The organism is Zunongwangia sp. HRR-M8 (assembly GCF_027594405.1).
Taxonomy (GTDB): Bacteria; Bacteroidota; Bacteroidia; order Flavobacteriales; family Flavobacteriaceae; genus Zunongwangia.
The window spans coordinates 1,332,128-1,347,513 of sequence record NZ_CP115161.1 but is presented as its reverse complement, the minus strand read 5'-3'; the positions used below and the strand labels follow the sequence as shown (position 1 = coordinate 1,347,513).

General features: G+C 35.7%; 7 protein-coding genes. 3 read left to right on the top strand and 4 right to left on the bottom strand.

Features of this window, described 5'->3' with window-relative positions:
* Positions 1-106 precede the first annotated feature (106 nt).
* From PBT89_RS05605 to PBT89_RS05595, 3 genes are all read left to right on the top strand, one after another.
* Positions 107-2,578, top strand: coding sequence for a M14 family metallopeptidase (locus PBT89_RS05605; protein ID WP_270063776.1), 2,472 nt, complete (start codon positions 107-109; stop codon positions 2,576-2,578).
* A 115-nt stretch (positions 2,579-2,693) separates the two neighbouring features.
* On the top strand, positions 2,694-3,236 hold the full coding sequence (locus tag PBT89_RS05600; RefSeq protein WP_270063775.1) for a hypothetical protein: 543 nt from the start codon (positions 2,694-2,696) through the stop codon (positions 3,234-3,236).
* Positions 3,237-3,427: 191 nt separating this feature from the next.
* Positions 3,428-6,244, top strand: coding sequence for a M16 family metallopeptidase (locus PBT89_RS05595; RefSeq protein ID WP_270063774.1), 2,817 nt, complete (start codon positions 3,428-3,430; stop codon positions 6,242-6,244).
* A 56-nt stretch (positions 6,245-6,300) separates the two neighbouring features.
* On the opposite strand, the gene PBT89_RS05590 is transcribed toward PBT89_RS05595, so the two are convergent.
* The 4 genes from PBT89_RS05590 to PBT89_RS05575 all read right to left on the bottom strand — a co-directional run bounded on the left by PBT89_RS05590 (position 6,301) and on the right by PBT89_RS05575 (position 15,277).
* Positions 6,301-8,520, bottom strand: coding sequence for a TonB-dependent receptor (locus PBT89_RS05590; protein WP_270063773.1), 2,220 nt, complete (start codon positions 8,518-8,520; stop codon positions 6,301-6,303).
* 229 nt (positions 8,521-8,749) lie between these two features.
* On the bottom strand, positions 8,750-10,522 hold the full coding sequence (locus tag PBT89_RS05585) for an alkaline phosphatase (protein WP_270063772.1): 1,773 nt from the start codon (positions 10,520-10,522) through the stop codon (positions 8,750-8,752).
* Positions 10,523-10,596: 74 nt separating this feature from the next.
* Positions 10,597-12,183: a RagB/SusD family nutrient uptake outer membrane protein gene (locus PBT89_RS05580; protein ID WP_270063771.1), complete on the bottom strand. Its 1,587-nt coding sequence runs from the start codon at positions 12,181-12,183 to the stop codon at positions 10,597-10,599.
* A gap of 22 nt (positions 12,184-12,205) precedes the next feature.
* Positions 12,206-15,277, bottom strand: coding sequence for a SusC/RagA family TonB-linked outer membrane protein (locus tag PBT89_RS05575; RefSeq protein ID WP_270063770.1), 3,072 nt, complete (start codon positions 15,275-15,277; stop codon positions 12,206-12,208).
* Positions 15,278-15,386 lie beyond the last annotated feature (109 nt).

The following is a 15,386-nucleotide window of genomic DNA, read 5'->3' as shown; positions in this document are numbered from 1 at the left end:
TGAGAATGCAAAGATACCGAATGTATAACTTTTTTGCACTAATTTTTAGTTAATTCGCCCATCTAGGCTATCTTTACTACCCTAACGTTAACCCCTCACTTATTTTATGAAGAATAAATTACTACTTTTTGCCTTTTTAATGTTTAGTTTTCTAAGCCTTACAGCACAGGTAAAATCGCCCTCAGAATTTTTAGAATACGAACTAGGTAGTCAATTTTCCAGACATGCAGATGTTGTAAATTATTTTGAACACATTGCAGAAAACTCTCCTTTGGTAACTTACCATACCTATGGAAAAACGAATGAAAGAAGACCACTTACTTACGCAGTAATTTCTTCGGAAGAAAACTTATCAAACATTGAAGACATCAGGAAAAACCACTTAAAACAAACCGGAATCTTAGACGGTGACCCCACTACCGATAAGGCGATCGTTTGGTTAAGTTATAATGTGCACGGTAACGAAGCTTCCAGTACAGAAGCGGCCATGAAAACACTTTATAATTTAATTACTGAAAAGCAAGATTGGCTAAAAAACACCATCGTTATTATCGATCCTTGTGTAAATCCAGACGGCCGTGACCGTTACGCCAACTGGTACAACCAGGTAAGGCAAACGCCTTTTAGTACTTCGCAAGATGCTGCCGAACATTACGAACCATGGCCAGGCGGAAGACCAAACCATTATTTGTACGATCTTAACCGTGATTGGGTTTGGGCTACACAAGTAGAAACCAGAAGTCGATTAAAAATTTATAATCAGTGGATGCCGCATATTCATGTAGATTTTCATGAACAAGGAATAAATAACCCTTATTATTTTGCTCCCGCAGCCGAGCCTTTTCATGATATTATCACTCCGTTTCAAAGAGATTTCCAAACAAGAATCGGTAAAAACAATGCAAAATATTTTGATGAAGAAGGTTGGCTATTTTTCACCAAAGAAAGTTTCGATTTGCTTTATCCCAGCTATGGTGACACCTATCCTACTTACATGGGTGCAATTGGGATGACTTATGAGCAAGCAGGCCACGGCCGCGGAGGATTAGGTATTGAAACCGATCAAGAACATACGCTAACTTTAAAAGATCGTATCGATCATCATTTTACTACGGGAATTTCAACCATAGAAATGGCTTCTAAAAACGCAGAAGAACTGGCAAGTGAATTCAGCAACTACTTTAAAAACACCGACAGAAAATATGAAACTTTTGCACTCAACGGAAATAAAGATAAAATCGATGCGCTAAAAGAATTGTTAGATCGTCACAAAATCAAATATTCTACAGCAAATTCAGGAGAAAAAATTTCTGGGTATAGTTTTACAAAAAATGAAAATGGAAGTTTAACTACTACCGATCAAACTTTACTGGTAAGCACTCAGCAACCAAAAGGCCATATGGTGGAGGTTCTGTTTGAACCAAAAACCAAACTTAACGACTCGGTTACTTACGATATTACGGCATGGAGTTTACCTTATGCTTACGGACTTGATGCAGTGGCGAGTTCTAAATCTTATTCAGGAAAAGGTGAAGCTGAAAAATCGAAAGTTAAAAATACTATTAATGCTGAAGGTGCTGGCTATATCGCAAACTGGAAAAGTATAAAAGATGCTGAATTTTTAGCGGCTTTATTAAAACAAGAGGTAAAAGTTAGATTTAGTGAACTTCCTTTTTCTTCAGAAGGGAAAAAATTTAATGCCGGGACTTTAGTGATTACCAAAAGTGATAATAAAAACTTAGAAAATTTCAATGACATTGTGGTTGAAACGGCTAATGAATTTGAAAGAGAATTGACTGTTGCGAACACAAGTTTTGTAAGTAGCGGACCCGATTTTGGATCACCAGACATGAAGCTTATCGGAAATCCTAATATCGCGGTTTTACGTGGCGAAGGAACTTCTTCATTAAACTATGGCGAAATCTGGTATTTCTTTGAACAGGAACTACATTTCCCGATTACCGCTTTAGGTACCGATTATTTAAACCGAATCGATCTTAGCTCTTATGATATCCTAATTGTTCCTGAAGGTTACTACGGAAGTACCTTAGGTGAGACAGCGCTTAAGAAAATTAAAGATTTTGTTAGTGCTGGTGGCAAAATGATTACAATAGGTAGAGCTGTAGGTAATTTTGCTGGCAAAGATGGTTTCAGCATTAAAGAAAATCGTGTTGAAGAAAATAAAGAAGATACCAATACTCCGAATCTTACACCTTACAGCATGAGACAGAGAGAAAGCATTAAAAATAATAGCCCGGGAAGTATTGTAAAAACCACAGTTGATAACACACATCCACTGGCTTTTGGATATGATAAAACATATTTCAGTTTAAAGTTAAGCAGCAGTAATTACGGACTTCTAAGCAATGGTTATAATGTTGCTTATATGCAGGAACCTCAAGTTGTTTCTGGATTTGTGGGAAGCGAAGCCTATAAAACACTAGAAAATTCTGTTGTTTTTGCTGAAGAAAATATGGGGCGCGGTAGCGTAATCTATATGGTAGATAATCCATTATTCAGATCATTCTGGCAAAACGGCAAGCTCTTTTTCGCGAATGCCTTGTTTATGGTGAAGTAAAATTTTAGAAGCTAGATTTTAGATATTAGAGCTTAGATTCTGGATAAGAATGCTGAATGCTGAATGCTGAATGCTGAATGCTGAATGCTGAATGCTGAAATTTAAATTGTAAAAAATGACATTAAAAAAAATAGTTTCCTTTTTGTGCTTTTTGGCGGTTTGTACGCTAAATGCGCAGGAAGATCGAAAATTCTATACTTCTACAAATATTCTAGAAATTTATAAAAACACAGAAGAAACTTTGACTCATCAACAAAATCAGCTTAATAAAGGGTGGGGTTTTGAATTGAATTCTCTTCATGGGATTTTTATTTTGAAAAAATTTATTTTGTCTGCAGGAATTGGAATAAATTTTAATGTTGATGAAGAATACAAATCAATTCCAGCTATATTAGAAGTTAGGTTCAACCTTTATGATTATGGACTTGACAGTCCTTTTGTTCTATTGAATACAGGGAAAAATATAAAAATCGGTAGCTTTTTACCGGGTCAGACCGCCAAATTAGGTGTAGGCTATAATTTCGAGAGTGATTATAATTTTCAATACACAATCGAAATTTTTAAAAAATCTAAAACCTATTATACCAGTGAAGTGCAAGATGTTAACTATAATTATCCTGCCGACGGCTATGGACTTTCTGTGGGAATAACGTTTTAATTTGCTAATTCAAAAGAAATATGCACCAAACTGGTAGAAAGCAATTCTTAAATTAGTTTTTAGCTGAATCTCTAAGTTGACATTAATCGATTCATTTAGAACATCTTATGATTCGAAAAGCAAATTAAAATTAAATAAAGAGTTTAAACTTTTTACCGTAAACTGTTAACCGTTCAATGAAAACTCAAACAATGACAATTAAAAAAATAGGTACTTTTTTGTGCTTTTTGGTTGTTTTTACGATAAACGCACAAAAAGATAGTTCTCTAAAAGTAAACTTTGAGAGTTTTACCTTATCAAACGGACTTCAAGTTATACTGCATACCGATCATTCAGATCCTGTGGTGGCGGTTGCGCTTACCGCACATGTAGGTTCAGCTAGAGAAAAACAAAATCGTACCGGTTTTGCACACTTATTCGAACATTTATTATTCCTGGAATCAGAGAATCTTGGAAAAGGCGGACTCGATAAAATGAGTGCAAAAATTGGCGGTTCTGGCGCCAATGGCTCTACCAGCCGCGATCGTACTAATTTCTTCCAGACTGTTCCTAAAGATGCTCTTGAAAAAATGATTTGGGCAGAAGCCGATAAACTCGGATTCTTTATCAACACTGTAACCGAACCTGTTTTAGCCAAAGAAAAACAAGTGGTAAAAAACGAAAAACGCCAGAGCTACGATAATCGCCCTTACGGACATTTAATGTATGTGATTGATAAAAATCTATATCCTAAAGATCATCCGTACAATTGGCAGGTTATCGGGAGTCTGGAAGACTTACAAAATGCGACGCTTCAGGATGTAAAAGATTTCTATAACAAATGGTATGTCCCGAATAATGTAATCTTAACGATTGCCGGAGATTTTGATAAAGACCAAGCCAAACAATGGGTTCATAAATATTTCGATGAAATACCTTCAGGAGAGGAAATCAAAAGACAACAAAAGCAATTAGTAGAGCTTAAAGAAACCAAAAAACTGTATTACGAGGATAATTTTGCACGCCTACCAGAACTTACTATGGCATGGCCTAGCGTTTATTCGTATCACGAAGACTCCTATGCGCTTTCCATTCTTTCAGAATATTTAAGTAGCGGAAAAAATGCGCCTTTGTATAAAAAATTAGTTGAAGAAAAAGAGCTCACCGGTTCAGTAAGAATGTACAATTACACTTCAGAACTTGCAGGCGAAATTTTACTTCAGGTAAGAGCTTATAACGGAAAAGATTTGGATAGTATTGCCACTGCTATACAAGAAACTTTTACTGAATTTGCCCAAAATGGAATTTCAGACAAAGATCTTAAACGAATAAAAGCGGGACAAGAAACCAGCTTCTATAATAGTGTTAGTAGCGTTTTAGGAAAAGGCTTTCAGTTAGCCCAATATCAGATTTTCGCTAACGATCCTAACTTTATCAATAAAGAAATGGATAAGCTTTTAGCGGTAAGTAAAGAGGATGTAATGCGAGTGTTCAACAAATACATTAAAGATCAACATTATATAGCTACTAGTTTTGTTCCTAAAGGTGAAACCACTTTAGCTTTAGAGAATTCTGAACTTGCTGAAATTGAAGAAGAAAAAATTGTTGAAAATGCGGAAGAAGATTTCGATGCTTCGCAGCAAGCGTCTTACGAAAAAACGCCTTCTAGTTTTGACAGGTCAGTTGAACCTCCCTACGGAGCGACACCTGAACTTTCTACTCCCAAAGTTTGGAAAGACTTTATGCCCTCTGGTATGCAAGTTTACGGAATCACTAATAATGAAATTCCTTTAGTGAAATTTGAATTTCAAATGGATGGCGGACTTCTATTAGAAAATCGAAATAAAACCGGAGTTTCCAATTTACTGGCAGAAGTTTTAGGCAAAGGAACTGCAACAAAAACGCCGCAAGAATTAGAAGAAGCTATTGCACTGCTAGGTGCTAATATTCGAATAAATTCAGGAAAAACTCAAATTAGCGTTTCTGGAACAACTTTAGCCAAAAACTTTGAAGAAACGATTGCTCTTGTTGAAGAAATTCTACTAGAACCCAGATGGGACGAAGAAGAGTTTAAACTGGCAAAACAACAGGTGCTTAGCGAACTGGAAGAAGAAAAAGCAAATCCAAATGCTATTGCAGATCTGGAGTTTCAAAAATTGATCTACGGCAAAAGAAATATACTTTCTAAGAATACTTTAGGCACAAAAGCTTCAGTAGAAGAAATTAGTCTTCAGGATTTAAAAGAATACTATAAAGAGAATTTAACGCCACAGAGAACCAAATTTTTAGTGGTTGGAGCACTCGATAAAAATCTCGCAACCGATGCTCTAAAATCGCTTTCTGCGAATTGGCCTGCGAAAAATGTTCAGCTTCCTAAAAATGCAGAACCTCAACTTCCGCAGCAATCAAAGGTCTATTTTTACGATGTTCCGGGTGCAAAACAGTCAGTTTTTAGATTTGGAGCTCCGGCAATGTCTGCTAAAAGTGAGGATTTTTATCCTGCTGAAGTTATGAACTATCGATTGGGTGGTGGCAGTTTTGCTTCACAACTTACACAGCAATTACGAGAAGGCAAAGGCTATACTTACGGAATTAGATCTGGATTTTTTGGTGATGAATATGTAGGTCCTTTTATGATTTCAACCGGAGTTAGAACGAATATTACAGATGATGCAGCAAAGCTTGTTCAACAGATATTAGAGGATTATCCAGAAGACTTTAATCAGCATGACCTTGATGTTACTAAAAGTTATATGATTAAAAGTAACATGCGGAAATTTGAAACTTTGGATGCTAAACTAAATATGCTTAGTGAAATAAGTAATTTTAACCGAGAATACGATTATATTAAACAAAGAGAACAATTAGTAAATAACTTAGGTATTCTTGAAGTGCAAGATTTGGCTAAGAAATACATTAATCCAAAACGGATGTATTATTTAATTGTTGGTGATGCTGAAACTCAACTTGAAAAATTAACAAACTTAGGTTTTGGCGAACCAATCCTTATCAATACTGAAGAAAAATAAAATCAATAAAACTGAAAAAATAAAGCCCGAATTATTCAAATTCGGGCTTTTTTTATCTAAAATCGATAGGAAATAATTCCTTTAAAAAAGAACGGTGTCCCCGGTGTAAAATGAATTTCTTCTACCGGTTGGGTTTCAGAAGCTAAACGCGTAGTTGTTGCAAATTGAGTTTCATTCCAATCGGTATCAAAAATATTCTGTATCGAAAGTCCAAAATCAAAATGATTCCAACGATAGCCTGCATTAAAATCGAAAACTGTATAACCTTCAGCAGTAATAGAATTGTCTTCATTGGCTGGACGGGAATTCATATGTCTTGCATGTAAACCACCGTAAACTCCTGAAGGATGGATAATGTTTATTCCTGAAGTTAAAGTAAAATCTGGCGCTAGCGGAATATAATCTTCCCCGTCTGGTTCGTCTTTGGATCTTGCTAATGTTCCATTAACATCAAGATCATAATTCAACCAATCAAATGGCTGATAGCGCAAACTAAAATCGAATCCTTTACGCACTGTTTTTCCGCTTGGTTCTACAACGGCTTCATCTCCAACGTACACAAATTCCTGCTCTAGATATAAATACCAAAGCGCAGTATTAAGAATTAATTTTGGAACAGGTTTCCATATAAATCCAAGATCACTACCGTAAGCTGCGGGTAAGATTTCGTTTCCTTCACGCTGAACCACAACTCGAGTATCGTTAGAATGGAAACTTTTCCCTGACTTTAAGTAAAGCTGAACATTGTCTTTAAGGTTATATAGAATATTCAGTTTTGGACTTAAAGCGGTTTTATTTTCAGCTGTATTTGTGTATTGCTGAATAAGTCCGTCTTCATAAACAAACTTGAAGTAATCTAATCGTAAACCTGGGTTTAATGTCCAATTTCCGAAGTGAAAATTGGCATTGGCAAAAACCGAATAATTTGTCTCGTTAATATCTCCGAAACTCAAAGAATCCAGGACTTCTGCCCTATTTACAGTATGTGATAATTCGTTATTTCGACTTTGATCGTTTCTAAGGGATATTCCGGCTTCAAAATCTCCATTAAAATTATCGTTATAAAATTTATGATGATAGGTATTCGTTACTCCATAAATCTCCCGCGTTTCTTTTTGTTTAATCTGATCTCCGTTTTCAGGATCATTCAGAAAAAAGGTGAAATTAGAAAATAAAAGAAAGTCATATTTTGAATAAAATAAAGTAGTAGAAAAGCCAGACTGATCGTCAATCTGATATTCGTTATTTAAGATGATATTTGTTCGGCTGGTTTCTCCACCTTCTGTATCATCAATAGCACCAAACCTGGAAATTAAACCCGATTCCACTGCGCGCTGCGGAATTTGCCCGGAAGCATCCCATTCACTCGTAAAATAAGAAACGATCGCTTTAAAACGATTTTTAGCTGAAAGTTGGCCAACATACTTCCCCATTAAATTAATTCGGCTAAATAACTGCGGACTATCAAACGGGCCATCTGTTCCCAAATATTCTGAAGCGATATAGGCCGATTCTTTTTCAGAATCTAAAACTTTAAACATTCCTACTAAACGTTGGGTATTAAATTGCCCAACTTCAGCCTTTATTACATTGTCGTCTAAACGATCTTTAGTTTCAAAAGAGACAAAACCTGCGGTAGAAAAATTTCCTTTATTAGCAGCATATGGGCCTTTGCCAAAGTTAACACCATTTACCGTTTCTGGAATCAAAAAGTGAAGATCTGAATATCCTTGTCCGTGCGCATGAGAAACCAGATTTACAGGCATACCGTCTACACTTACATTAATATCGGTACCGTGATCGATATCAAATCCACGAAGAAAAATCTGTTCTGCTTTTCCCCCACCTGCATGCTGACCAATAAATAATCCCGGTACGTAGCGTAATAGATCCTGAGATGAATTTACTGGATTTACGCGGGTATTTATTTCAGAAAAGACACTTAAAGCATTGATTTTTGGAGCAATAACTATTTCGTCTATAAGATTCATCTTTGTTTGGAGCTTTATCGTATACGCTTCCGATCCATCTGCCTGTAAATATTGAGTAGCAAAACCAATATGATGAATTTTAATACTATCATTTTTTTTAGCTGAAATACTAAAGTTTCCCTGAGCATCGCTATGCGTGTGGTGGCCGCTTTTAAGATTTAGGATATAAGCTTCGGTAACAGCATTATTTTTGTCGTCAATAATTTTTCCTGAAATGGTATTTTGACTAAAAGCCACAAAAGAACATAAAAAAAACGCCACTAGGAGCGTGTAGAGTTTTAACATAAGAAGTAGATTTTCCCGCAAAAATAGGATATTCAGGTAATTCTTAAGCCTCACAGTTATAAAAAATAGCAGAATAATTATAGCGCTATTTTTTCAAATGAATTATTGAATTTCATTCAATATCAAGAAGATTAGAAATATGATTGTTTAAGGATCATAATTACTATGATAAAAAACAAAAGCTCTAAATATCAATTCAGAGCTTTTTTGATTTTGGATGAAAAGTGCCTTAGTTTTCTAATACTTCTAAAATCTTATTGAAAATCTCGTTATTCTCATACACTCCTCTAAAAGTATCAGCGTACGGGCCATAGGCAAATACAGGAACCATTGTTGCCGTATGATCGTGCGTGGTAAAATCTCCTTCAATTTCATGATTTTCGATATTTCCTTGCGGAATGCTAAAACCTGAAGTTTCGTGATCTGCAGTAACAATTATTAAAGTTCCAGGGTTTTTATCTGCAAACTGAATCGCTTTTGAAATTGCTTTATCAAAATCGATCCCCTCTGTTACAATTCCGTTTGTTTCATTGAAATGACCAAATTTATCAATCTGAGCAGCTTCAACCATCATAAAAAATGGCTTTTCAGAATTTAAAAAAGTTAATGCATTTTCTACGGTTTTCGGTAATAGATTTTTTCTACCATCTAGTACAGAAGGTACACCGCCTTCCGCCATAAAATATCCTAATCGATCTGATTTGTTATCTGCAATATCTTCAAGATTAGCTGCTATTTCAAACGTATTTTGGTTAGAAAAATACTTAGCGCTTCCACCGGCAAAAAATGTTAATTTACTTTTCAATAAATCCTGGGCAATTTCAGCATTCATTCCGCGATCTTTCTGATGTGCATAAAACGCAGATGGCGTTGCGCCGGTAATCTCATCTGTAGTTATAACGGCTGTATTAAATCCTTTATCATTTAAAACCTCCGTTAAATTTGGAATTTTATTTCCCGCGGTATTTACTCCAATAGCACGGTTATTGGTTTTTTCTCCGGTTGCCAGTGCTGTTCCGGCAGCGGCAGAATCGGTTGTGAAATCGTCTGCTGAAGAAGTTTTTATAAAACCTATATTTTTTAATTGGGTAAGTGTAAGTTCCCCATTATTCGCTAAAACTGAAGATGAAATCTGAGAAAGTCCGTTTCCATCTCCTATTAATAAAATTACATTTTTTACTGGCTCATGGGCACCGTCATATTTAAAAGTAGGCTTGTACACTTCAGATAATAATTGATTTTTATAAACACGATCTTTCAGTGTAAATAAATACGAAGCACATTTAAATGGCTCATCGGTATTAATATAATTAACACCTAATTTTTCAAAAGCTTTCCAAGCCGATTTCGAATCGGGTGTGCCCCAAAATCGGAAAGGTTTATTAAAACTATGCGCTTTTTCAATAACAGCAGTTACTTTTTGTAAATCTTCATGAGTAAATCTGCCTTTACCATTCCAAACTGCATATTTTTTATAATCTACACTAATCATAGCCACTCGATCCCATTGTGCTGCCGTAAGTGGTTCTAGTTTTTGATAATCAAAAGCAATAAAATCGGGGTAATTTTTATAGTCTGATGGAAGCGGTTCATTCCCAGAAATTACAATCGAAATTTGTTGATTTTCGATGATCTCAGGATATTTTTTTATGGTTTCAACGATCTTTTTTAAAGTTGATGTCGCTTCTGTTTTAACATCAATCATTAACTGAATTGGCTGATCTTTGATAGTAGAAAGATGCAATCCTTCGCTGATAGGTTTTAAATAAAGACTTTCTAAAGTTCTGTTTTTATTTATTTCATTTTCATAATGAGCCACAAGAAGTTTGCCGTTTTTCAGAAAAACATCGGCTTCTATAGATACGGCTCCAGCAGCATATGCTGTCCAAAAAGGTATTTTTTGCTCATAATCGTTGTGAGAATGAATTTTAAAACTTTGCTGTGCCTGTAGTACTGTTACACAACAGAAAAAAAGAACTACTGAATTAAATAATTTTCGCATAAAATAAAGAAAAAGAAAGGTGCTAAGTAGGGATAGCACCTCTCTATTAAACAAACTAAACTCAAACTAACACTTTACCAACCAATATTTTGAGGAATACCTGAACCTTCGATTACCGTTGTAGGCAATGGCCAAACATTCATATAAGAAGGATCGTAATTTCTTGATGACCAAACCTCTTGAATAGTATATTCTGAATCCGGATTAGTTCTGTCACTATGAACCCGACCATGTAACGGATTGCTGTACACTTCTTCTGCATCTCCCCATCGCACTAAATCGAAATGACGGTTTGCAAATTCTCCTGCCAATTCTACGCGGCGTTCGTGTTTTAAATCTTCTAAAGTGGCTCCAGATATAGCATCTAAGCCCGCACGATCTCTAACTTTATTAAGCGGCTCATCACCATCTAAGCCTTGCATAATTAAAGCTTCAGATTTCATTAAAAGTACCTCAGCATATCGCATTAAAGGCACGTTATAAACTGTAGTTGGATCGTCTCCATTACTATTAATATCAGTTCCTATAGGAGATTCATTTTTGAACTCATACATGTATTTATTGAATTGAAAACCAGATAAAGAATTTTCAGAATAATACTTTCGGGTTTCTCCAAAATACTCAAATTCGTCTCCGTATTTTAAAATAGTCACTTCTCTACGGGCATCACCTTCTTCATAAGCTTCATATAATTCTTCTGTTGGCTGGTAATACCCCCAACCATTATACTTACTCCATCCTTTATTCTCTAGCATTACACCGGGTAGAATACTTCCTGCATTTACTCCAGAATTTACTGACCAAATGTATTCGCTTGTCCAGTTATTTAAATGACTATGTAATAATCGATAATCTTCAGAAGGATTATCGGTATCAATTAAGGCTCTTCCTGATCCTGAGTTTATTACTTTATCGGCATAGGTAACAACATCTGCATATTTACTTTCATCGTATTGCGCCCAGTATAAATAGGTTTTTGCGATATAGGCATTTGCAGCATCTTTATGTGGCCGCCCATAATCTGCACCAGACATTTCTGTAAAAAGAGGTAATAATTGTGCAGCAGCATCAAGATCGTTTACAATTTGTTCGTAATTCTCTCTTACACTTGAAGGACGTTCATAGCTTCCTGCTGGAGCTTCCATATTATCTACAGTAATAATTGGTATCCCTCCATTTTCGCCGTCATCTCCATAACTATGTGCTAACCAGAAGTAGAAAAAACCACGCATAAAATATGCTTCTCCCATAGCCTGATTTTTTACATCCTCGCTGACATCCATTTCTGGAATATTTTTTAAAATATCGTTGGCTCTACGGATTACTTTAAAAGCTCTAGGATACATATTAGCCGTGTAGCCTTCGTCCCCGGTACAAACAAAGTTTTTCACATTATCTGCATCTGCTTTAATACGACCGGTAATCATGTCGTCAGAAGCATTAATGTACCAAAAGAATCCTCGCCCAAACATTTCTGAAGTTCTCATTTCTTCATACATCCCGTTTACAGCTAATTGTACATCATCTGCTGTTTTCCAGAAATTACCGTAAGAAACGCTTCCTTTGGAGTTTAGATCGGTAAAATCTTCAGAACACGAAGTAAATACCAATGCCGTTATAGCAGTAATCGCTATCGTTCTAAGTTTTATATATTTTATCATGATTTTCTTTTTTGTTTGTACATTAAAATGATAAGGATAAACCAACTACATACTTGGAAGACAATGGATACCTACCTACATCCAAACCATTGTTTCCTACTTCAGGATCCATCCCTTCATAATCAGTAATGGTAAATACATTATCGGCTGAAGCATAAATACGTAATGAAGAACCTTCAAAAATACTTTCCATCGTGTGTCGAGGTAACGTATAACCTAATGTGATGTTTTTTAAACGTAAATAAGAAGCATTTTCTAAATACCAAGTAGAGTTAGTACCGAAGTTTGAATTATCATCACTTGTAGCTAATCTTGGAATATCTGTTCTTGTATTTTCTGGTGTCCATGCATTTAACACACGATTATCAAGATTGTAACCTTGTAAAGAAGCGTTATACGTAGAATACTTATAAGCATTAAAAGCTTTAGCTCCTGAAACTCCCTGGAATAATGCATTTAAATCCCAGTTTTGGTAATTCAAATTTAATCCAAAACTATAGGTGAAATCTGGCAGATAGCTACCTACAAATTTACGGTCTCCACTATCTATTTTGCCATCACCGTTAGTATCTTCAAATCTAAAATCTCCGGGTTTTGCATTAGGCTGTATTAAGTCGCCATTACTGTTAGTATATGCATTAATTTCATCCTGAGATTGAAATATTCCGGTTTGCGGTACCAAAAAGTAAGAATATAAATTCTCTCCTACGGCAGATCTAAAAGGTCTTAAAACCCCTCGTACATCATCATTATGTTGAATAAAATCGATACCTGCTTCATTATAACCGTTTAAGTTGATTAACTCGTTATCAATTTGACTTATATTACCGAAGATGTTATAACTAAAATCATTAATCTTTTCTTTATAAGAAACCGATAGCTCCCATCCGGTATTTTTCACTTCACCACCATTTACATCGGGGGCTTCAAAACCTTGATGTGCATCAGCTAAACCAGGGATAATCATTCCTTTTGTTTTCTTTGAAAAATAATCTGCGGTAATGCTTAGCTTATTTTTAAATAGACTTGCATCCAAACCTATATCAAAAGATTCTGAAGTTTCCCATTTCAAATTTGAATTTGATTGACGGCCTAAATACAAACCATTTGCATCATAAGCACCTTGCTCGCCCATAACGGCTAAGCTAGTTTGCATGGGAACATCAAAAGAGTAGTAACCTACGGTATTGATATTTCCTATCTGCCCCCAAGAAGCTCTTAATTTTAAGTCGCTAAGATTGTTGATGTCTTCTATTGCCGGTAAATTTGATAAGCGCACTGCTCCTGAAACCGATGGGAAATAATCAGATTTATTATCTGAAGCCAATCTAGAGGTTTCATCCCTACGAATACTCGCAGACAGATAATAAGTACGATCGTAATTATACATGGCTCTACCAATGGCAGAAGTTAATACATCTTCGTAAACATCAGTTTGTGCAGGTTGTAAAGAAGTAGCATTTCCCATATAATGATTAAACTCACCTTCGTTTGCAAAACCTCTTCCTTCCTGATAATAGTATTCATAGTCGGTATGCTGAGAAGAGTATATAGCGGTAAGATCTAAATTATGCTTACCGAACGATTTTTTATAGTTCAATTGATTATCCCAAATCCATCGATTTTCATCAGAATAACTCTGGTATAAATAATTTTGAGCATCAGACCTTCCAATTTCTGGAACTCTAGGCTGAAAGCGCTTACTTTTAGTATCGGTTAAAGCATAAGAGTAATTGGTTTTAAAAGTTAAGCCCTCAAGAATTTCATAGTTTAAATAAACATTCGCATTTAGATAATTTACGGGATTGCTAATCGTAGGACGTTCTAATAATGCTACCGGATTGTAAACATCACCATAAGCTCCTCCAAAATCTGATAGACTTTGCGGCACTACACCTTGGTAAGTTCCATCTTCGTTATATACGGAAGCTGCTGCCGGCATATAAATAGCATTGATGATTGCCCCTGAATATCCGTTAGAAGTATTGGTTCCAACCGCTTCAGATTTTGAGAAATATACATTTTCACCAATAGTGATTTTATCATTAAAATCGTAATCAGATTTCACCCTAAAAGAATAACGATCTTTGCTAGTACCTACTAACACACCATCTACCTTGTTATATCCAAAAGAGGTTAAATAGCTTCCTTTTTCAGAAGCTCCACTAATATTAGCATTCAGATTATATATGGCAGCATCTCTAAAAATTTCGTCCATCCAATCGGTACGAGTTACCGCACCCCATGGATTCTGATCTGGATTATGAGCAGATACTCTGGAAGCTCCTGCATTATCTGCAGCGGTGTTATACACAAAATTGTTTTCCTCTGCATTTAGCGGAGTGGGTAAATTATTTGCTGATTGGAAACCTGCATAAGCATCAAGATTTACACGCATTTTCCCAACTTTACCTTTTTTAGTTTGAATAACTATTACTCCTGAAGCTGCCTGTGCACCATAAATAGCAGCAGAAGCGGCATCTTTCAAAACACTTACAGATTCAATATCATTAGGATTAATTGGAGGGCCGTAATAAGGTACACCATCGACAACAGTTAATGGAGATTGTCCGTTTAATGTTCCTAAACCACGAATGGTGATATTAGAAGAAGAGGAAGGATCCCCTCCATCCTGAGCAACTGTTACACCAGGTAAATTTCCTTGTAAGAAATCTGAGAAATTTGAAACCGGGCGGCTTTCTAAACTTTCCATATTTCCTACTGAAGCAACTGCTGAAGTAAGGTCTCGTTTCTCTGAAGAACCATAACCAATAAGTACAATTTCATCTAAAGCATCAACAGATTCTTCTAAAACAATCTCTAAAGACTCATTTCCGCTGTAATTCGTGGTTTGGGATTTAAAGCCTATATAACTAGAGGTGATAGTTCCATTTTCTTCATTAACTTCCAGGATAAAGTTACCATCAAAATCGGTAACAGTTCCGTTACCACTATTATTATTCGCCACAATTGTAACCCCAGGAAGTGGCATCCCGTCCGATTTTGAGACTACCGTTCCCTTTAGCGTGTACTGCGCCATGGCGCCCGACACGCAAAAAATGCTAAAAAGCACAAACAAATAGTAATTTTTCATGTTCTTTAAAAAGTTTAAGATTTTGGGCGAATGTAGGTTCAGAGAAAAATTCAATACTGCACTTTTGTTCCAAAAAAGTGTAATATTGATGCGAAATTGGTGTTATTTG

Excerpts from the sequence above, each read along its gene's own strand:
- PBT89_RS05580 (WP_270063771.1), bottom strand. The coding sequence starts at position 12,183 with ATGATAAAATATATAAAACTTAGAACGATAGCGATTACTGCTATAACG.
- PBT89_RS05595 (WP_270063774.1), top strand. The coding sequence starts at position 3,428 with ATGACAATTAAAAAAATAGGTACTTTTTTGTGCTTTTTGGTTGTTTTT.
- PBT89_RS05575 (WP_270063770.1), bottom strand. The coding sequence starts at position 15,277 with ATGAAAAATTACTATTTGTTTGTGCTTTTTAGCATTTTTTGCGTGTCG.
- PBT89_RS05590 (WP_270063773.1), bottom strand. The coding sequence starts at position 8,520 with ATGTTAAAACTCTACACGCTCCTAGTGGCGTTTTTTTTATGTTCTTTT.
- PBT89_RS05605 (WP_270063776.1), top strand. The coding sequence starts at position 107 with ATGAAGAATAAATTACTACTTTTTGCCTTTTTAATGTTTAGTTTTCTA.
- PBT89_RS05600 (WP_270063775.1), top strand. The coding sequence starts at position 2,694 with ATGACATTAAAAAAAATAGTTTCCTTTTTGTGCTTTTTGGCGGTTTGT.
- PBT89_RS05585 (WP_270063772.1), bottom strand. The coding sequence starts at position 10,522 with ATGCGAAAATTATTTAATTCAGTAGTTCTTTTTTTCTGTTGTGTAACA.